The organism is Paenibacillus motobuensis (assembly GCF_039521865.1).
GTDB classification, from domain to species: Bacteria; Bacillota; Bacilli; order Paenibacillales; family Paenibacillaceae; genus Fontibacillus; species Fontibacillus motobuensis.
This window is the reverse complement of sequence record NZ_BAAACX010000014.1, coordinates 57,444-76,679: the sequence shown is the minus strand read 5'-3', so window position 1 is coordinate 76,679 and position 19,236 is coordinate 57,444. Positions and strand designations below refer to the sequence as shown.

Here is a 19,236-nt window from a genome sequence, read left to right as displayed (position 1 = left end):
ATTAGAATTTTGATATAAAAGCGCAGTTTTCTTAATTCGAAAGTACCGCCCTATCCAGCATAATGTAAACGTATTCATAAATAGGAGGTTCAAAAGGAGGTCAATAAGCATGAAAAAAATGATGTCCGTATTGCTCGGATTCGCTCTGCTCGGTACAGTTATGGCCGGCTGCAACAGCGGCCCCGGCGGGGGGAGCGGCAGCGGAGATACGCCGAAGGTCGGCGTAGCTATCTACAAGTTCGACGACACCTTTATGACAGGGGTGCGAAATGCGATTGAGAAGAATGCCAAAGGCATCGCTCAAGTTGATATTGTCGATAGCCAGAACTCACAGCCGACGCAGAATGATAAGATCGATTTGTTCCTGACGAAGAAGACCAAAGCACTGATTGTGAATCCAGTGGATCGTACAGCGGCAGGTGTGATTATCGATAAGGCTAAAGGCAAGGATGTTCCGGTTGTGTTCTTGAATCGCGAGCCTCTTCCGGAGGATATGAAGAAATGGGATAAGGTTTATTATGTGGGCGCAAGAGCCGAGGAATCGGGAACATTGTCCGGGCAAATCATCGCAGATTATTGGAAGTCTCATCCTGAGGCTGATAAGAATGGCGATGGCGTATTGCAATACGTCATGTTAAAAGGCGAGCCGGGACATCAGGATGCTGAGCTTCGTACGCAATACTCTATTCAGGCTTTGGAAGATGCAGGAATCAAGGTAGAGAAATTACAAGAAGATACGGCGATGTGGGATCGGGTCAAAGGTCAGGAGAAGATGGCGGCCTTCCTGGCGGCCAAAGGTGACAGTATCGAGGCGGTATTCGCCAACAATGACGATATGGCGCTAGGGGCGATTGAAGCCTTGAAGGCAGCGGGATATTTCAATGGCGATAAGTATATGCCGGTCGTCGGCGTAGATGCGACAGCTCCTGCGATTCAGGCCTTGGAGCAAGGCACATTGCTTGGTACGGTGCTGAATGATGCGGAGAACCAAGGTAAAGCATCGATTAAGATCGCTTCGCTATTGGCTCAAGGCAAAGAAATCAATCTGGATAGCGTAGGCTATGAAATTACAGACAATCAGTATGTCTGGATTCCTTATCAAAAAGTGACAAAAGAAAACGCAGCAAATTTCAAATAAGCGGCTTGATTGGCAGTCGTCTGTCTCGCGTCTTGGAAGGTTCGTTGCCGAAAGGTGCGAACCTTTCATATTTAGCAAGCAGAATGCCCGAAGAACCTAGCTGCGCCTCTATGTGGAACAGTAAAATAGGAGGCTGACATAATGACAAATCAGCAGTATCTACTTGAATTGAAAGGGATATCCAAGGAATTTCCCGGTGTCAAAGCGCTCGATAACGTTAGCTTACAGGTCAGGCCGGGAACGGTTCATGCGCTGATGGGTGAGAACGGAGCAGGAAAGTCGACGTTAATGAAATGCCTGTTCGGCATCTACAAGCCTGATGAAGGTGAAATTTATTTGGACGGGCAGAAGGTAGAGATTAATCATTCACGTGATGCGCTCGAAATGGGCATCTCGATGATCCATCAGGAACTTCATCCTGTACCTTTCCGCAGTGTGATGGAGAATATTTGGCTTGGACGTTTCCCATCCAAGGGATTCTGGCCGATGCGGTTCATTGACCATACGAAAATGTACAGCGATACCGAAGAATTGTTCGAGCAACTGGATATCCACATTAAACCGGATACGATCGTAGGGAAGCTGTCTGTCTCACAAATTCAATCCATTGAAATAGCTAAGGCCGTCTCCTTCCATTCCAGGATTATCGTCATGGACGAACCTACATCATCTTTAACGAGCATTGAGGTTGAGCATTTATTTAAGATCATTCAGGAGTTAAAGAGCAGGGGCGTATCGATTATATATATATCGCACAAGATGGAGGAAATTTTGAGAATTTCCGATGAAGTCACCATTATGCGTGATGGCAAAAAAATAGGTACCTGGCCTGCGGCAGAGCTGACGACCGACTTGATTATATCCAAAATGGTAGGCCGTGACCTGACACAGCGTTTTCCGCAGCGGCATAATGTTCCGAACGGGGTTGTACTTAAGGTGGAAGGGCTAACCTCTATTCACCCCAAATCGTTCAATAATGTCTCCTTTGAGCTGCGGAAAGGAGAAATTCTCGGAATTGGCGGATTAGTAGGAGCGCAGCGGACGGAACTCATCGAGGCGTTATTTGGTTTGCGCGAGATTCAGTCTGGATCGATCTCGATCAATGACAAGCTTGTACGGATCAAGAGCCCGGCTGCTGCCAAGCGATATGGGATGGCGCTGTTGACCGAGGAGAGACGCACGACAGGCATCATTCCGGTATTGTCGGTGCATGAGAATGCGGCGATTGCCAATATGCGTAAATATATTCGGCCCTATGGGCTGCTGAATGAACGGAAGAAACGCGATGAGGTCAATCAGGTGGTGGAGAAATTGCGCACCAAGACGCCATCTCCAAAGACGCTGATTATGAATCTGTCCGGAGGCAATCAACAGAAAGTGCTGCTTGCCAGATGGCTGTTAACTAGCCCGGAAATTTTGTTGCTTGATGAACCAACGCGAGGAATCGATGTCGGTGCCAAGTACGAAATTTATACGATCATTGCCGATCTAGCGAAGCAGGGCAAGAGCATCATTATGATCTCATCAGAAATGCCGGAGCTTCTTGGCATGTCTGACCGCATCATGGTGATGTCGGAAGGGAAGATCACGGGCATTTTGAATGGTCAGGAAGCCTCGGAAGAGGAAATTATGCGTCTAGCCGCTCAGCATTAGAGTCCGAGAAGGAGAGAATAGGAATGAATATCAAGAAAACTCAGAGCTTTATAACGGAGAACGCAATATATATTGTACTGGTTGTACTTGTGATCGCAATTGCAGTCTATGACCCCAATTTTATCGGATTTAATACACTCCGCGATATTTTGATTCAATCATCGACCCGTGTCATTATTGCGTTAGGTGTAGCATTCATTCTGATTACGGGCGGGACTGATTTGTCGGCGGGACGGATGGTCGGCTTGACTGCGGTCATATCAGCCTCGATGCTGCAGGACCCGGATTATGCACGTCGCTTCTTCCCTGATCTTCCGCAGCTCTCGCTGTTCATCCCGATCTTGATTGCGATATTTGTAGGTGTTATTTTTGGCTTGATTAATGGAGTCATCGTCTCCAAGTTTAAGGTTCCGCCTTTTATTGCTACTCTGGGTACGATGGTAGCTATATACGGGATTAACTCCTTGTATTTCGATACGGAGCCGAACAATTCACAGCCGATTGGCGGACTTCGCGACGACTTTACGACGCTTGGATCAGGCAGTTTTGGTAAAGGAGACTTATCCTTGCCCTACATCGTTATTTTTGCCGTTGCTATCTGCTTTATTGTGTGGGTTATGTTCAATAAGACTCGGTTGGGTAAAAACATGTACGCGATCGGCGGAAATATGCAAGCTGCAAAGGTGTCCGGGATTAATGTCATGCTGACGCTAATCATTATTTATTCGATCGCTGGGGCTCTGTATGGTACTGCTGGCGTGCTGGAAGCCGCTAGAACCGGCGGGGCAACGAACAACTACGGGAATATGTACGAGCTTGATGCGATCGCTGCCTGTGTCGTTGGCGGCGTATCGACGACAGGCGGAATCGGTACTGTTCCTGGCGTCATGGCCGGGGTATTGATCTTTACGGTCATCAATTACGGTTTGACTTTTATCGGGGTAGGCCCTTACTGGCAGCAAATTATTAAAGGCGCCATCATCGTCACCGCAGTTGCATTTGATATGCGGAAATATGCGGCTAAGCGCTAATGTTGTTGTATTTGTGCTATCTATAAGTCTAATCGGAGAGGAATTGTGAATCCCCTGTGCTGTTGGCAACAACAAGCAGGGGATTTTCATGATTTGCTATACATGGAAGCTCAGCATATATTTCCATCAAATTCCCATGCAAGGAAAGGACAAGCATGGTAAAATTAGAGAGACTATTTTCCAGATTGATTATCGTGCTGAGGAGGGGATGTATCATTGAGGAAAACGAAGATGAAGACCGCAAAAATGGGATTGATATTCTCCGTATTAGCAGTGTCACTGGCAGCTACTCCTGCTGGTCATGGAACGGCAAGCGCTGCTGCTGCAAGTAAAAGTATGGCGGCAGTATATGCGCAGGTTCAAGCGGAACGAGCTGCACAGGTTGTAGCGCTAGTTAATAAAGAACGGACTTCGGCAGGGTTGAAGCCTTTGATTGTGCACACGAATTTATCAAAGATGGCCAAGGACAAAGCAGTCGATATGTTTAGGAGCGGTTATTTTGACCATACTTCGCCGAAATATGGTTCTCCATTCGATATGATGGATGCGTATCACATTACTTATCTCTACGCAGGCGAGAATATTGCCAAAGGGCAGCGTTCGGCTGAAGAAGTCGTGAAGGATTGGATGAACAGTCCCGGTCATCGCGCCAACATTTTGAATCCCAAATATACGCTGATCGGTGTAGGTTATTATAACGGATTTTGGGTACAGGAGTTTATTGGCAAATAGGTGTAGGCTTGCACTTATGAAGACAGTTAAATATAAAATAGGGGCCGTGGCGGACGTCACGGTTCTTTATTATGCTATTTCTGCTTGGAATCTGCATACATATCTTAGGAGGATAACTTAAGGCAGGGAGGAGCCGACGAATGTCATTTTTTAAGCGAGAACAGAATTTGACGAATTCAGATTACCACATCACGAGTAGTGAGGCAGTAGATCTGAAGCAGCTTGCCAATAAGCGTACGGATTGGGATTATTCGAGCGAAAATGTAGAGGCAGGGGATGAAGTTCTTTTACAGCTTCAGGCGCAATTGGATGATACGGAGAGAGAGCTGGCTGAGAGGATCGCTTTGGAGAGGAAGTTCAAACAGCTCTTTGTAGAGCAACAGGCATTCGTCAATAGACGTATTCGGCAAGCTCATATGGCTGCCATAGCACATCAGGAGGATTATGCCCGGCGTGCGCTTTCTGAGAAGAGGTTGGCCGAGGCAAAAATGAAGGAATATTTGGCGAGCTACGAGCTGTATAAAGCGGAGGTCGAGCAGCTTCAGGGCCAATTCGCCCATTTGCTGGGGCAGCTTGAGGCTGTGGAGCAGGAGCGGGGAAATCTGGCGAATCGGAAAGAGCATGATGACGGATCGGTGTCTATGCCGGATATTCAAGATTCTTTCAGCGGGACATCTGCTAAATAGACTTTATCATAGGGAAAGCAGTCCAATCTATTTATTGGAAAATTGAATAGGATGGTGTGTACTCTAAATGTAAGGAGGTATGTACACATGGGTGAAGTCCTTGGTGGTGGATTATTTACATCAACTGCAGCGATTTTAGTTCTGTTCATTTTGCTTGTTATCATTACTAGAGCCTTTGTTTTTTAATTGATTACTCTAACTATCAGCTTAAACCTTCCAATAGTTGGTGATATGTAAATATGTTATCTGCCCATACCGCCGTGCAATCCGAAAGTATCAGTATAAAAGAAGCCCACTGACCTAACGGAACTGCTCCCAAAAAGTTGGACACATGTTATACTAGTCCAGTTGGAAGGGGAGCGGTTCTTTTTATGATTAGATATAGTGATGAAACCAGGTTGAAAGCGGCTTTGGGTGTACTTGAAAATGGAATGTCAGATAACCAAGCAGCTCGCAAGTATGGGATGAATCATGTTACGGTAATCAGACTTATCGATGAGAGATTAAGCAGACCACTATTCCAGTAGATTGGAAGTGGATTAGAATAGATGATATTATGAGTGCTATTAGAGTGTGTCGGCGATCAGAAAGAAAATCACATTCTCGGCAACCATGTAGATCATAGATGGTCAATTCTTATTTCAATTGTTTAATATATAGGATAAACTCAATAAAAATGAACAGATACGATATCCTACGGCTATACCTACGATATAAGTTGGTTAGATTAATTAAAGGATGGGATCAGGGATTCGGGCACATACAGGAGGAAGACGACCATGAACAAATCGTCGCGAATATGGCTAGTCACTGGCCTGCTCTCGGCGGTATCAACACTGCTGCTTATTGTTGGATTCATATATGCCGTCTATGATATGACGGTTCCGGCAAGCGAGGCAAGTAAGGCCAAGCCCGACAGCGGCGTACAAATGTCTGTCACGGCGGCGCCATTTGATATCACTGCTATTGGCGATTCGCTCGCCAAGGGTACCGGGGACGATACAGGCAATGGATTTGCGCGTAGAACGGTGCAGTTATTAACGAAGCAGGACAAGTCCTCTAAATTAGTTAACAATCTCGGAATCAACGGGCTGACGACGAAGGCACTACTTCCGACGCTTGATGAACCAGGAGTCCAATACGGCCTCAAACAGGCCGGAATCATTATTCTGTCGATCGGCGGGAATGATTTGTTTGCTGGAGCTCAGAGCTATCAGAGCAGCGGGGAACTTCCGACCGAGGCGGAGATGAATGCTGCGGTGAAGACATCGGGAGAAAATTTCAAGAAGATCGTTAGCAAGCTGAAGCAGATTAATCCCGATGCGCAATTGGTGTACGTTGGCTTATACAATCCCTTTGCTGATTTGAAGGACGTGAAGGAAGCTGGAGATCAAGCGGTAGCGAATTGGAATTTGAATGTATTGGATACAATGAATCAGTATCCAGGCACGATCGTTATTCCAACCTATGATTTATTTACGAGCAACTTGGACCGCTATTTATCGGGTGACCATTTCCATCCGAATGGCGACGGTTACCAGAGGATCGCAGAGCGGATTGTACAGAGCATCGCGCTGAACTAGGCTAAGGAAGTTCAAAAAGTCTATAGCTTCATCAACCTTCTCGGTGCTGAAAACTGGACTTTTTGAACACTCACGTTAAGGAGGCGAAAATGCGATGCATCATCGAACGAAGACAAATGATGAGATTATTTTGTCGGTGGAGCATTTGAAGAAGCGGATCGGCAAGCGCTGGATCGTGCAGGATGTATCTTTCGAGGTGAAAGCCGGAGAGATATTCGGATTCCTTGGGCCGAACGGAGCTGGCAAGACGACAACGATTCGCATGCTGGTTGATCTGATCCGCCCGACAGAAGGACAAGTAGCTATCTGTGGATTCGATGTGCAGAAGGATCCGGAGCGGGCGCTTAGCCTGGTTGGGTCGATCGTGGAGAATCCGGAGGTATATACGTATCTGACCGGCTGGGAGAACCTGGAGCAATTCGCCCGGATGATGCCGGGAATCGATGCGGCGAGAATTCAGGAGGTTGCTGATCTGGTTGGACTCGACCAGCGGATTCATGATAAAGTGCGGACGTATTCGCTCGGAATGCGACAGCGCCTTGGAATTGCCCAGGCTCTGCTCGGCAGACCTAAGCTGCTCATTCTGGATGAACCGACGAATGGTCTTGATCCGAAGGGGATCAAAGAGATGCGCAGCTTCATTCGCCTTCTGGCGAAGGAAGGGCTGGCCGTGTTCGTCTCAAGTCATCTGCTTAGTGAAATTCAAGTACTCTGTGATCGTGTGGCGATTATAAGCCGGGGGCGGGTCCTTGCAGTCGGTGCGGTCAATGAGCTGCTTGACTCAAGTACAGGGTATGTTGTCTGGGAACTGGAGCCATCTTCAACAGGTGAGGCAATGCTGGCTGATCTTGGAATCAGCATCGTTAAGAATGTGGATGAGGTGCTGGATGATGCGATCATTGCCGGCTTTGGCGGCGAGGCGATAGTAACCCAGATGCAGGTGGATCAAATTGCGGATATTGTGCCTCGGCTCGTAAGTTCCGGGCTTCAGGTCCGTTCCGTTCAGAAGGTAATTCCAACGCTGGAACAATTGTTCCTTGAGATGACGGATGGTGAGGGTGTTGAATAATCTGCTTCTGTTAGTTAAGAATGAGACGATCAAAATGATCAAGAAGAAGCGATTTTACGTCGTTCTGCTGGTGCTGCTCGTTCTTGTCCCGATGTTCACCTATGCCCAGATGCGGGAAGCTTCTGCAAAGCGTGAGAAATTCGGTGCAGACTGGCGCAGGGAAGTCCAGCAGGCCATTACGGATAATCAAAATTCACTCGGCAGCGACCGCGTGCCTGAGGAGTGGAAGAAATACCGCAAAATATATATCGAGCAGATGAAATATTATCTTGAGCATGATGTGAATCCGATCCAGGCTGGTGGAGTATCGTTTACCCGCGAATTTCTGAATAATGCCTCTACATTGTTCATTCCACTCCTGATCATGGGTGTAGGATCGGACATTGTATCCTCTGAACGAACAGCGGGTACAATCAAGATGCTGCTTACAAGGCCGGTACGAAGGTGGAAAATCCTGCTCAGCAAGTTAATTACGCTGATCATGTTTGTCTCGTTGATTATCCTATCTACGCTGCTCGTCTGTTACTTGATATCGGGGATGTTTTTTGGTTATGGCGGATTTCAGCTTCCGGTATTTAGCGGCTTTCAGTTGCATGGTAGTGAAGTGGATATGTCCAATGTTCATGCCGTACCACAGTGGAAATATATCTGTATGCAGGCTGGGCTGATCTGGTTCGTCGGAATTGTAGTAGCGATGCTGGCTTTCATGGTATCGGTGCTCGTTCGCAGCACCGCCGCAAGCATTGTCATTATGATGGCCGCGCTGATCGCCGGCAATATTCTCGGCAATATGGCATCAGCCTGGACGAGCGCCAAATACTTGTTCATGGTCAATCTCGGTCTTACGAACTATTTATCGGGAACACCGGCTCCGATCGAGGGCATGACACTAGGATTTTCACTCGCTGTTCTGGCGGTTTGGGCGGCTTGTTCAACAATCGTCTCATTCCTTGTCTTTACGAAACAGGATATCTTGAATTAAAATGGACAAGGATAACAAAACATTTGTTTGCATTTGTAGTATATTAGAGGTTGTTCAAAAAGTCTGCTTTTGATCACGTAGTCAATCAGGAAGCAGATTCGGCATCGAATCTTGAATTCAGCCGGGCCTAAGTGAATGCTTACGAAGTCATGTTTCCTACGGAAACATCTCAGATGCTCACGTACCAACTACGTACGCAGCGCTTCTTTCGTCCCTGGCTTCATTCAACTCAAGCGTTTTGAAAAAACGCACATCGTAAGCATAAGCTTCGGTGCTGAAAACCGGCCTTTTTGAACACGTATATTAACGACTACATAACGAAAGTAAAAGGGGGAGCATGAATGGCGGAACAAATCGATTTGTTCGAAGAAGCTTCCGGTATCAGTTCCGGAAGTGAATCTTCGGGATACGACGCGGACGACATTCAAGTGCTCGAAGGGCTTGTCGCAGTACGGAAACGGCCAGGGATGTATATTGGCAGTACGAGCTCGTCGGGACTTCATCATCTGGTCTGGGAAATTGTGGATAATGCTGTCGACGAGCATTTGGCCAAATTTTGTTCCAAGATCGATATTACATTGAATAAGGATGGTTCTGTAACCATAGTAGATAATGGCCGCGGCATTCCGACCGGGATGCATAAGATCGGTGTTCCTACACCGCAGGTCGTCTATACGATTCTGCACGCCGGTGGCAAGTTCGGCGGTTCCGGTTATAAGAAATCCGGGGGGCTGCACGGGGTTGGCGCTTCAGTAACCAACGCTTTATCCGAGTGGCTTGAGGTGGAGATCTACCGTGAGGGCAAAATTCACCGCATGCGATTCGAGTACTGGGTGGATAAAAAAGGGGTCGAGCATGTCGGCGAACCAGTAACAGGTCTTGAAATTATCGGCAATACGAACAAGACCGGCACGAAGGTAACGTTCAAGCCGGATATTCGCGTGTTCCCGAATGGAATTGGTCTTAATTATGATACGCTCGCGGATCGTTTGCAGGAGATCGCTTTTCTGAATTCGGGTCTGAAGGTGACTTTGAAGGATGAGCGTTCCGACCGCTCCGACGAGTTTTTTTACGAGGGCGGCGCGAGCCAATTTGTCGAATTCTTGAATGACGGCAAGGACGTCCTCCATGACGTGGTTCATTTCTATGCGGAACGGGATGAGATCGAGGTAGAAGTAGCGCTGCAATATAATGTGGGCTATACGGAGACCTTGGTGTCTTTTGTAAACTCGATTCCTACGCGGGGCGGCGGTACACATGAGACTGGCTTCAAGACGGCGTACACGCGTGTTATGAATGAGTATGCTAGGAAGAATTCAATCCTGAAAGAGAAGGATAAAAATCTGGAGGGGAATGATCTTCGCGAAGGGATGATGGCTGTCATTAGCGTGAAGATGTCCGAAGTGGAGTTCGTCGGCCAGACGAAGGACCAACTCGGCAGCGCTTCCGCACGGAGTGCCGTGGAGTCTGTCGTATCCGAGAAGATGGCTCTGTTCCTGGAGGAGAACCCGCAGGTCGCTCAAGTTCTGATCAAGAAGGCGGTGCAGGCCTCCAAGGCGCGGGAAGCGGCGCGCAAGGCACGTGATGAGATGCGAAGCGGCAAGAAGCGCAGCGAGAGCACGAATCTCGGTGGCAAGCTGTCTCCAGCACAGTCGAAGGACTATGCGCGCAATGAATTGTTCATTGTCGAAGGGGATTCCGCTGGCGGTTCGGCGAAGCAGGGCAGGGATTCCAAGTTCCAGGCGATTCTGCCATTGAAGGGTAAACCGATGAACCCGGAGAAGGCCAAGCTTGCCGATATTCTGAAGAACGATGAGTATCGGGCCATTATTGCGGCGATCGGTGCGGGCATCGGCACGGAATTCGCTGTCGAGGACAGCAATTATGCGAAAATCATTATCATGACGGATGCCGATACGGACGGAGCACATATTCAGGTTCTACTGCTTACGTTCTTCTATCGTTATATGAAGCCGCTGATCGATGCCGGACGGGTCTATATTGCCCAGCCTCCGCTGTACAAGATCACGAGGCGTTCAGGCAAGCTAGAGACGGTGCGCTATGCATGGAGCGATGAGCAACTGCAGAATTACTTGAAGGAATTCGGTAAAAACTTCGAACTGCAGCGTTATAAAGGGCTTGGGGAGATGAATCCGGATCAATTGTGGGAGACGACGATGAATCCGGAGAGTCGTACAATGCTGCAAGTGAAGATTGAAGATGCCGCGAAGGCGGAACGGCGCGTATCCACCTTGATGGGAGATAAGGTTGACCCACGCAAGCGTTGGATCGTAGAGAACGTCGATTTTACGGAGTATGAGGAATAGAGGGTGACTTGATTTGAGTATGTTGGAGAATTTCTTACCGGCTTATTTGGAAGAGGTCGTAGGGGATCGCTTCGGTCGGTATTCCAAATATATAATTCAGGACCGTGCCATTCCTGACGTGCGCGATGGGCTCAAGCCGGTTCAGCGGCGGATACTGTATGCGATGTATGATTCGGGAAATACGCCTGACAAGCCTTACCGCAAGTCAGCCAAGACGGTCGGCGATGTGATGGGTAATTATCATCCGCACGGTGACTCTTCGATCTACGAGGGCATGGTGCGGATGGCTCAGCCTTGGAAGATGGGACATGTGCTGGTTGACGGGCATGGCAACTGGGGTTCCCAGGATGATGACCCGGCAGCAGCGATGCGTTATACGGAAGCGCGGCTGTCGCCGATCGCCATGGAACTGCTGCGCGATATTGAGAAGCGGACGGTTCCGTTCAAAGATAACTTTGATAACTCGACATTAGAGCCTGTGGTGCTGCCGTCCCGTTATCCTAATTTGCTCGTGAACGGAGTTAGCGGGATTTCGGCCGGGTTTGCGACGGAGATTCCGCCGCATAATCTGCGTGAGGTTATCGATGCATGTATTGCTGTCATGGAACGGCCAGAGCTTGAACTGGAGGAGATCGCCTCCTATGTGAAAGGACCGGATTTCCCGACCGGCGGAATCATCATGGGCGAGGACGGCATCCGCGATGCCTATCGCACCGGGAAAGGACGCATCTATTTGCGTTCCAAGACGGAAATCGAGAACATGCGCGGCGGGAAGCAGCAGATTATCGTTACGGAGATCCCGTATCAGGTTGTGAAGTCCCGTCTTGTAACGGCCATGGAAAATATCCGGCTGGAGAAAAAGGTAGACGGGATTGCTGAAGTTCGTGACGAGAGCGGACGCAATGGATTGCGAATCGTCATTGAGCTGAAGAAAGATGCCGATGCCCAGGGGATTCTGGCTTATCTGTTGAAGAAGACGGACCTGCAGGTCACTTATAACTTCAATATGGTGGCGATTGTCAACAAAGCACCACGGCAACTCGGCTTGAAAGCAATTCTTGAGGCTTATATCGCCCACCAGCGTGAAGTTGTTACATTCCGGACCCAGTATGAACTGGAGAAGCTGGAAGATCGCGCCCATGTGCTCGAAGGTCTGGTCAAGGCGCTGAATATTCTGGACGAAGTCATTGCGGCCATCAAGGCCTCGAAGAACCGTCAAGATGCGCAGAACAATCTGCAATGGATGTTCGGCTTCACAGAACGTCAAGCGGATTCCATTCTTACTTTGCAATTATATCGTTTGACAAATTTGGAAATAACGTCGTTGCAAAAAGAGCTCGACGACATCATTAAGAAAATCGCCGTATTACGTGGAATTCTGGAGAGCGATAAGAAGCTCGTGACTCTGATCAAGAAAGAGCTGCTGGAAATCCGCGAGAAATACGGGATTGACCGTCGTTCTGAAATTCAGAGCGAGGTAGAGGAGCTTAAGGTCAATCTTGAGGTGATGGTCGCGCAGGAAGACGTGCTGGTAACTCTGTCCAACGAGGGCTACATTAAGCGGACCAGCATGCTCTCATTCACTCGTTCCGGCGGTGAGCGCAATGGTTCCGGGGTGAAGGAAGGCGACTATATCAAGCATGTGCTTGATGTGGACACGCTGCAAAATATTCTTATCTTCACACAGCGCGGACAATACTTCCTGCTGCCGGTGCATCAGATTCCTGAGTTCAAGTGGAAGGACAACGGGACAGCGATTGTCAATGTCATTCCACTAGCCAAAGAGGATTCAATCATCGGTGTCATTCCACTCAAATCCTTCGATGAAGCGAGCGTTAGTCTTGTCTTCGTAACAAAACGTGGACAAGTGAAGCGTACGGATTTGAAGGAATACGAGACGAAGCGGTCGACGGCAGTTGCCGCTTGCAAGGTGGCAGATGGGGACGAAATTATTACTGTTCAGGTTAGCCGCGGCAATCAGGATATCGTTCTGTTAACGAAGCAAGGAATGGCGATACGCTTTGCAGAGAATGAAGTGAATGCGATGGGCCGCGTATCCGCTGGTGTGAAGGGAATCGGGTTGAAGGAGGACGACGAGGTCGTCAGTGCGCTATGGGTTCAAGGCGATGAAGGCGAACTGCTTGTCATCTCTGATCTGGGCTATGCGAAGCGCAGCCTGCTGCTCGATTATCCGCTCCAGAGCCGCGGAGGCAAAGGCGTTCAGACGTTTGAATTCAAGGAAGGCAAGCGTGTGAAGCCGAATGGAACCCGGATTGTAGGCGGCTTCCACTGTAAGGAACCGATCACGATCATAGCCATGACCCGGGAAGGGCAGATCTATAGCTTCAGTTCCGAATCGGCGCCGCTTGCAGACCGCAAGTCGATTGGCAAGATCATGGCCCATGTGGAGAAGCAGGATGAAATTGTTGACCTGCTGGAGTATTAAATGGGTCTAAGAACATAACCGGTTGAATCTATTGAATAAATAAACATAAAGAACCTTCAAATCCGTCAAGCGCGGACATGAAGGTTCTTTGTGTTATATGCACCTATATGTTTGTACCGGGATTATTAATTTCTGTAGACGTGAAATAATCTAGTACCATGCACCCGGCTCCTTGGGCCACAATATTGTAGGCTGTAGAGGATTGAACAATCTCTACACGACATTTGGGATAAATAGCCGCTCGTTCATGTGCTGTTCTTGAAGCTTCTTCGTAGAAGAGTGGTTTAGGTACAAGCGTTCCTCCGCAAATGACGATATCGGGACGCAGCATGAAGATCAGATTAGCCAGACCTATGCCAAAATAATAAGCGGCTTCCTTCACAACCTCCAGACAAAGCGGATCCTCCCTATCCATTGCCTCCAAAATGTGGTGGAAGTCTACCTCGTTCACATCATCTATATTTTCTCGAAGAATAGATTCTTTGCCCCGTTTGAGCCGGTGAATGACTTCGTGATGAATGGCCGGCAGGCTGCTGTATGTCTGCAGACACCCGTAGGCTCCGCAGGAACAACGCCGTCCATGTATATCGATGATCATGTGGCCTAGAGCATCATCCATCTCATTGATTTGATGGACAAGCTTGCCTTTGATGATCATGCTGCTGCGAATTCCCATGTCACTAGAGACAAAAACCAAGCTATCAGTTTCCTTCCAATATTTCAATCGGTATTCTGCCAATGCCGCCAAGTTTGTTCCATTATCCAGGAACACAAGCGTATCATTCTTCTTCTCTAAGTATTCGACGATGTTGAAATCGTTCCAACCGTCCGCAGGAAATTGATGCGAATCAACGATGACTCCTCGCTCAAGATCTACTGGATCAAGGACACCAACACCAATTCCCAGCATTTTCTCCGATAGGATATCGTGCTTAATCAGCAGTTCTTCAATACACCGGGACACATAATCCAATGTATATTGCGCCGTGCACCTCGAATCCATTTTCAACTTCTCTGTCCCAAGAATGGTCAAATCTAAGTCGAGAAGCAATACGGTAGTATATAAATTGGTGATCTCTACTCCAATTAGATAGAAGGCGTCAGGTTGGATTACATACATTAACGGCTTCCGTCCGCCACTGGATTCCCCTAAACCGCTATCATGAATCAATCCTGCCTGGACAAGTTCATCCAACAGACGAGCACAGGTTGTAGGTTTATATCCCGTCATTTCGGAAAGTGTTTTTACTCCTATAGGACCCCATTGACGAATTAAGCGATATAGAACCTTTAGGTTTTTCGTCTTTTGAGACGTTATACCGACAAATTGCCTTAACATAATCCTCCGAACTCCATTCTTAATCATTAAATTATGAGTAGTTTACTCTATTTTTCAAAAAAGAAGAAGTGTGTGCAAGGCAAGTTTTAGCTCGGTTTGATAAAAATACGGCTTATATCGTGTATATCATGAGTGGGACGGTGATTTATCAGTAACTTTTTATCAGAATGAGATTTAGTCTATTTACTTTATCTGCAGAGTCATTTAAACTTTCAGTGATGAAATATTCTAGGCTCGTATGACGGGTCATTTGCTTTACGTGTTTCCAGGATTACAATTCGTTCAACATTTCTAAGGAGGAAGGATTTATGCATAACACGCAACATATTCTCGAAGCGAAAAATTTCATTATGAGCAAGATTAATCATCGTCCTACTATTGGGTTGATTCTAGGCTCTGGCTTGGGAACATTGGCTGACGATATCGAAAACGCTGTAACCATTCCTTATACTGAAATTCCTCATTTTGCAAAATCTTCAGCCGTCGGCCATGCCAACGAGTTGGTGATTGGACAGTTGAAAGGGAAGACAGTAGCTGCTATGAAGGGGCGTTTTCATTATTACGAGGGCTTTACTTTGGATGAAGTCACTTTTCCAGTGCGTGTCATGAAGGCGCTAGGCGTTGAGAATCTGATTATCACTAATGCTTGCGGTGCGGTGAATACTAGCTTTAACCCAGGGGATTTAATGTTGATTACGGATCATATCAACCTGGTCGGCACGAATCCGTTAATCGGGCCTAACAACGATGAATTGGGCACACGCTTCCCAGATTTGTCTCAAACCTACAATCCTGGTTTACGTCATCTTGCTGGGGCAGTTGCTAATGAACTTGACATGACAATACAACAGGGTGTCTATGCATGGTGGAGCGGACCTACGTACGAGACTCCAGCCGAAATCCGCATGATTCGTACGATGGGAGCCGATGCAGTTGGAATGTCGACAGTTCCAGAGGCGATTGTAGCCGTTCACGGAAATATGAAGGTGCTCGGAATATCCTGCTTGACGAATATGGCTTGCGGCATTTTGGATCAACCTCTGAATCATGAAGAAGTAATTGAAGTGGCGGGTAAGGTTCGAGTGAACTTTATTGCATTAATTAAAGGCATTTTAGAAAAAATGGAATAGTAAGCAAAGGATAGGGATCTCCTGTCTTGAGCATGCCTATGCAGAATACATTGTACCGGAGGTCAGCAAGAGAATGAAAAGGGTATACCTCGCTAGTCCATTTTTTAATGATAAAGAGATCGCAGTTCTTGAACAGGTAGAGAAGATTTTGGCCGACAAAGGCATGAACGTATTCTCGCCATTTCGAAAAAATAATGAAAATGCCGAGTTTGGTTCACGGCAATGGTCGATCGAAACCTTTATGACGGATATTAAATATATTAAATGGTCTGAAATTGTGGTAGGCATTTATCACGGTAACTATTCGGACACGGGAACAGCCTGGGAATTTGGCTACGCCTATGCGACGGATAAACCCGTGATTCTAATTCATGTTGGCGAGAACAGCAACCTGATGGTTCATGAAGGAGCCCATGCTAATATCACATTGGAAGAGCTTGTAGATTATGACTTTGATAAGCTGCCCAGCTCTTTCTACTCAGGCGAGATGTTGTAATGGCAAGGTGATAAGCTTTAAATAATAACTAGGGAGTGTCATCAATGACACTCCCTAAAAATTTGCCCTACAGATGTTACGGTTCAATTAAGTAGTTACTAAAAGGAAATTAAGTGGTCGACAAAAGCACTGATAATCGAACTTTCCAAAGACTCCTTGCCGTAGACAAGACCTACCTTTTTTCGCGGGGCGGGATCGGCAAGAGGAATAATGGCTACCTTGTCGCTAACAACGGTCTTGCCATAGGATTTGGGCAGAATCGTACCGCCTACATTTTGCTCGGCCATATGTAATTGGGATTCCAGAGTGGAGAGCTCCATTACAGGATTTAGTTGGATCTCCAGCTCGGCACAGGCGGAGTCGATCATCTGCCGGACCAGGAATTTCTGTGGAAACAGTACAAGTGGGAGATTGGCCAACTGCTGAATCTTTATATTGGAGCAGGTAGCATATTCATGGCTGCTGGAAATAGCCAGCACCAATTCTTCATCATAAAGCGGACGATAGGCTAGTTGTTCATCAAATAAGGGCAGAAATACGACGCCGACATCCAGCTGATTGTGCAGCAATCCATCTCTTGTCTCCTCGGTCGCCAGCTCTGTGACGGTCAGCTCGATTCCGGGATAGAGGCGATGGAAAGCGACCAAGGCATCCGTTAATAAATGGTTTCCGGAGCAGCCAATTCGCAGCTTGCCCCTCTGCAGCCCGGATAATTCATTAATTTCTTGTCGGGCCAGCTTGATCTCATTAATGACCCGGTGGGCGTGCCCGAGCAGAATTTGCCCGGCCTGGGTCAGTATCGTCTTCTTACCAGAACGGTAAAATAATGGGGCTCCAAGCTCATGTTCCAGCAGCCGAATCTGGTGGCTTAATGTCGGCTGGGAAATGCCTAATTTTTCAGCAGCTCTCGTAAAATGAAGCTCCTCGCTAACAGCCAGAAAATACTCTAATAACCGGTGTTCCATTCGTAGGCTCCCCTTTATCGATAGATAATTTCTATGATTATAATCGATACCATATTATTGATCAATAGAGATTAAATCGATATAGTTATTAACAATAACTATCGTACCTAAGAAAGGGAGCGCTTGATATGGAACTGCTACAAGTGATTCGGACTAGTCAGCCGAAGAGTAAGCCAAATGAAGGGGAACTGGGCTTCGGCAAATATTTTAGTGATCATATGTTCGTTGCAGATTATACGTCAGAGCGAGGCTGGCATGATGCTAGAATTATTCCTTATGGGCCTATAAGCCTGGAACCGTCAGCAATGGTGCTTCACTATGGGCAGGAAGTGTTCGAAGGCATGAAGGCATACCGGGGAATGAACGGAGAGATCAACCTGTTCAGACCGGAGAAGAATATCCAGCGCATGAATATGTCCTGTGACAGATTAGGAATTCCTCAGGTTGATCCGGAATGGATGCTTGAGGCGATCTGCAAGCTGGTTGAGATCGATGGTGACTGGATTCCGCAGCGGGTGGAAAATTCGCTCTATATCCGTCCGTTCATTATTGCGACCGAGCCATGCCTTGGAGTACGCGCAGCGAAGGAATATCAATTGCTAATTATTACTTCACCGGTTGGAGCTTATTATTCCAGCGGGCTGGCGCCAGTATCGATCTATGTAGAGGATCAATATGTCAGAGCGGTTCGCGGCGGAACGGGTGCAGCCAAGACTTCGATCAACTATGCTTCCAGCATCAAAGCGCAAGAAGAGGCCAAGAGTCAGGGCTACTCTCAGGTATTGTGGCTAGACGGCATTGAGCAGCGTTATATCGAAGAGGTTGGAAGTATGAATGTATTCTTCAAGGTAGCCGGTGAGGTTATTACACCGGAGCTGAATGGAAGTATTCTGCCAGGGATCACGCGGGATTCGGTCATTGCGATGCTGAAGCATTGGGGAATTCCTGTGACGGAACGCAAAGTTACCGTCGAGGAGCTGTTCGAGGCGCATCAGCAAGGGAAATTGGAGGAAGCCTTCGGCACCGGAACCGCTGCGGTCATCTCCCCGATCGGCGCGATGAAGTGGGGGGAGCAGAGCATTCAGATCAATGAGGGCCATATCGGAGCAGTTTCCGGTAGACTGTATGATTCGATTACAGGAATACAGCAAGGCAAGATCGACGATCCTCTTCACTGGAGATATTTGATCGGGTGAAGGAATGCGTGAATTTATTCGATCATAGAATAAATAGATTGGAGCAGGCTGCCTAAGGGGCGGCTACTGATAAGACAGCATAAAACAAAACTGAATTAGGGTAGCTGCCATACAGGGTGCAAAAACGGACTATCAACAAATATGATAGTCCGTTTTACTCTTGTTGTCCGCTTTTTATAGCATGAGCAATTTTACGCTTATGTTGTTTAATCAATGCGTCAGCTTCCCTATCGTTTAGCTTTAATATATGTTTAGCTCCTTTGTCAAACTCCAGCGTGTAAATATTTTACAGAATGGCACTAATTGGTGAACCTTGCGGTAAGCCATATGACATATTATTTTTACCCAAATTATCACGATATGCTATTGCAACATTATCTATTAAGGTATATGCTTTTCTGTCTTTCAGCAGATATTTTCATGTGATTCCCTCCGTTTCTTTTCTTTTTCGCTCCAAACGTGA

The 19,236-nt window shown here is 47.3% G+C and carries 17 protein-coding genes; 15 read left to right on the top strand and 2 right to left on the bottom strand.

What is annotated here, in order from left to right:
• The first annotated feature begins 109 nt into the window (after positions 1-109).
• The 12 genes from ABD014_RS15915 (at position 110) to gyrA (ending at position 13,647) form a co-directional block, all read left to right on the top strand.
• Positions 110-1,138, top strand: coding sequence for a galactose ABC transporter substrate-binding protein (locus ABD014_RS15915; protein WP_343862836.1), 1,029 nt, complete (start codon positions 110-112; stop codon positions 1,136-1,138).
• A gap of 141 nt (positions 1,139-1,279) precedes the next feature.
• Entirely contained in the window at positions 1,280-2,791 is a 1,512-nt protein-coding gene (locus ABD014_RS15910; RefSeq protein WP_343862835.1) for a sugar ABC transporter ATP-binding protein, read from the top strand.
• Between the two features lie 23 nt (positions 2,792-2,814).
• On the top strand, positions 2,815-3,822 hold the full coding sequence (gene mglC, locus ABD014_RS15905) for a galactose/methyl galactoside ABC transporter permease MglC (protein ID WP_343862834.1): 1,008 nt from the start codon (positions 2,815-2,817) through the stop codon (positions 3,820-3,822).
• 216 nt (positions 3,823-4,038) lie between these two features.
• Positions 4,039-4,554, top strand: coding sequence for a CAP domain-containing protein (locus ABD014_RS15900; RefSeq protein ID WP_343862833.1), 516 nt, complete (start codon positions 4,039-4,041; stop codon positions 4,552-4,554).
• Positions 4,555-4,694: 140 nt separating this feature from the next.
• Complete coding sequence (locus tag ABD014_RS15895) at positions 4,695-5,240, top strand: PspA/IM30 family protein (RefSeq protein WP_343862832.1); 546 nt, start codon at positions 4,695-4,697, stop codon at positions 5,238-5,240.
• 87 nt (positions 5,241-5,327) lie between these two features.
• The gene (locus tag ABD014_RS15890; protein ID WP_068781651.1) at positions 5,328-5,426 is read left to right on the top strand and encodes a dihydroorotate dehydrogenase; all 99 of its coding nucleotides are present in this window, start codon (positions 5,328-5,330) and stop codon (positions 5,424-5,426) included.
• 185 nt (positions 5,427-5,611) lie between these two features.
• Positions 5,612-5,767, top strand: coding sequence for a helix-turn-helix domain-containing protein (locus ABD014_RS15885; protein WP_343862831.1), 156 nt, complete (start codon positions 5,612-5,614; stop codon positions 5,765-5,767).
• Between the two features lie 252 nt (positions 5,768-6,019).
• Positions 6,020-6,823, top strand: coding sequence for a GDSL-type esterase/lipase family protein (locus tag ABD014_RS15880; RefSeq protein WP_343862830.1), 804 nt, complete (start codon positions 6,020-6,022; stop codon positions 6,821-6,823).
• A gap of 94 nt (positions 6,824-6,917) precedes the next feature.
• Positions 6,918-7,892, top strand: a complete 975-nt coding sequence (locus tag ABD014_RS15875) for an ABC transporter ATP-binding protein (protein WP_343862829.1) — start codon at positions 6,918-6,920, stop codon at positions 7,890-7,892.
• On the top strand, positions 7,885-8,874 hold the full coding sequence (locus ABD014_RS15870; protein ID WP_343862828.1) for an ABC transporter permease: 990 nt from the start codon (positions 7,885-7,887) through the stop codon (positions 8,872-8,874). Before ABD014_RS15875 ends, ABD014_RS15870 begins: the two co-directional genes overlap by 8 nt.
• A 341-nt stretch (positions 8,875-9,215) precedes the next feature.
• A complete protein-coding gene (parE, locus tag ABD014_RS15865) occupies positions 9,216-11,201 on the top strand; it encodes a DNA topoisomerase IV subunit B (RefSeq protein ID WP_343862827.1) in 1,986 nt (661 codons plus the stop codon).
• A 13-nt stretch (positions 11,202-11,214) separates the two neighbouring features.
• Complete coding sequence (gene gyrA / locus ABD014_RS15860) at positions 11,215-13,647, top strand: DNA gyrase subunit A (protein WP_343862826.1); 2,433 nt, start codon at positions 11,215-11,217, stop codon at positions 13,645-13,647.
• A gap of 103 nt (positions 13,648-13,750) precedes the next feature.
• Here the strand turns inward: gyrA and ABD014_RS15855 are convergent, their stop codons facing one another.
• Positions 13,751-14,986: an ROK family protein gene (locus tag ABD014_RS15855; RefSeq protein ID WP_343862825.1), complete on the bottom strand. Its 1,236-nt coding sequence runs from the start codon at positions 14,984-14,986 to the stop codon at positions 13,751-13,753.
• Between the two features lie 308 nt (positions 14,987-15,294).
• Between ABD014_RS15855 and ABD014_RS15850 the strand changes: the two genes are divergently transcribed.
• Both ABD014_RS15850 and ABD014_RS15845 read left to right on the top strand, forming a co-directional pair.
• On the top strand, positions 15,295-16,116 hold the full coding sequence (locus tag ABD014_RS15850) for a purine-nucleoside phosphorylase (RefSeq protein WP_343862824.1): 822 nt from the start codon (positions 15,295-15,297) through the stop codon (positions 16,114-16,116).
• 73 nt (positions 16,117-16,189) lie between these two features.
• The gene (locus ABD014_RS15845; RefSeq protein WP_343862823.1) at positions 16,190-16,612 is read left to right on the top strand and encodes a nucleoside 2-deoxyribosyltransferase; all 423 of its coding nucleotides are present in this window, start codon (positions 16,190-16,192) and stop codon (positions 16,610-16,612) included.
• A 98-nt stretch (positions 16,613-16,710) separates the two neighbouring features.
• Here the strand turns inward: ABD014_RS15845 and ABD014_RS15840 are convergent, their stop codons facing one another.
• A complete protein-coding gene (locus ABD014_RS15840; protein ID WP_343862822.1) occupies positions 16,711-17,577 on the bottom strand; it encodes a LysR family transcriptional regulator in 867 nt (288 codons plus the stop codon).
• A gap of 128 nt (positions 17,578-17,705) precedes the next feature.
• On the opposite strand from ABD014_RS15840, the gene ABD014_RS15835 reads away from it, so the two are divergent.
• Positions 17,706-18,773 carry a branched-chain amino acid aminotransferase gene (locus ABD014_RS15835; RefSeq protein ID WP_343862821.1) on the top strand — a complete coding sequence of 356 codons (1,068 nt, stop codon included), beginning with the start codon at positions 17,706-17,708 and terminating at the stop codon, positions 18,771-18,773.
• The last annotated feature ends 463 nt before the right edge of the window (positions 18,774-19,236 follow it).

Coding starts and splice junctions, on each gene's coding strand:
- ABD014_RS15915 (WP_343862836.1), top strand. CDS start 110: ATGAAAAAAATGATGTCCGTATTGCTCGGATTCGCTCTGCTCGGTACA.
- ABD014_RS15910 (WP_343862835.1), top strand. CDS start 1,280: ATGACAAATCAGCAGTATCTACTTGAATTGAAAGGGATATCCAAGGAA.
- mglC (WP_343862834.1), top strand. CDS start 2,815: ATGAATATCAAGAAAACTCAGAGCTTTATAACGGAGAACGCAATATAT.
- ABD014_RS15895 (WP_343862832.1), top strand. CDS start 4,695: ATGTCATTTTTTAAGCGAGAACAGAATTTGACGAATTCAGATTACCAC.
- ABD014_RS15890 (WP_068781651.1), top strand. CDS start 5,328: ATGGGTGAAGTCCTTGGTGGTGGATTATTTACATCAACTGCAGCGATT.
- ABD014_RS15885 (WP_343862831.1), top strand. CDS start 5,612: ATGATTAGATATAGTGATGAAACCAGGTTGAAAGCGGCTTTGGGTGTA.
- ABD014_RS15880 (WP_343862830.1), top strand. CDS start 6,020: ATGAACAAATCGTCGCGAATATGGCTAGTCACTGGCCTGCTCTCGGCG.
- ABD014_RS15875 (WP_343862829.1), top strand. CDS start 6,918: ATGCATCATCGAACGAAGACAAATGATGAGATTATTTTGTCGGTGGAG.
- parE (WP_343862827.1), top strand. CDS start 9,216: ATGGCGGAACAAATCGATTTGTTCGAAGAAGCTTCCGGTATCAGTTCC.
- ABD014_RS15855 (WP_343862825.1), bottom strand. CDS start 14,986: ATGTTAAGGCAATTTGTCGGTATAACGTCTCAAAAGACGAAAAACCTA.
- ABD014_RS15850 (WP_343862824.1), top strand. CDS start 15,295: ATGCATAACACGCAACATATTCTCGAAGCGAAAAATTTCATTATGAGC.
- ABD014_RS15845 (WP_343862823.1), top strand. CDS start 16,190: ATGAAAAGGGTATACCTCGCTAGTCCATTTTTTAATGATAAAGAGATC.
- ABD014_RS15840 (WP_343862822.1), bottom strand. CDS start 17,577: ATGGAACACCGGTTATTAGAGTATTTTCTGGCTGTTAGCGAGGAGCTT.
- ABD014_RS15835 (WP_343862821.1), top strand. CDS start 17,706: ATGGAACTGCTACAAGTGATTCGGACTAGTCAGCCGAAGAGTAAGCCA.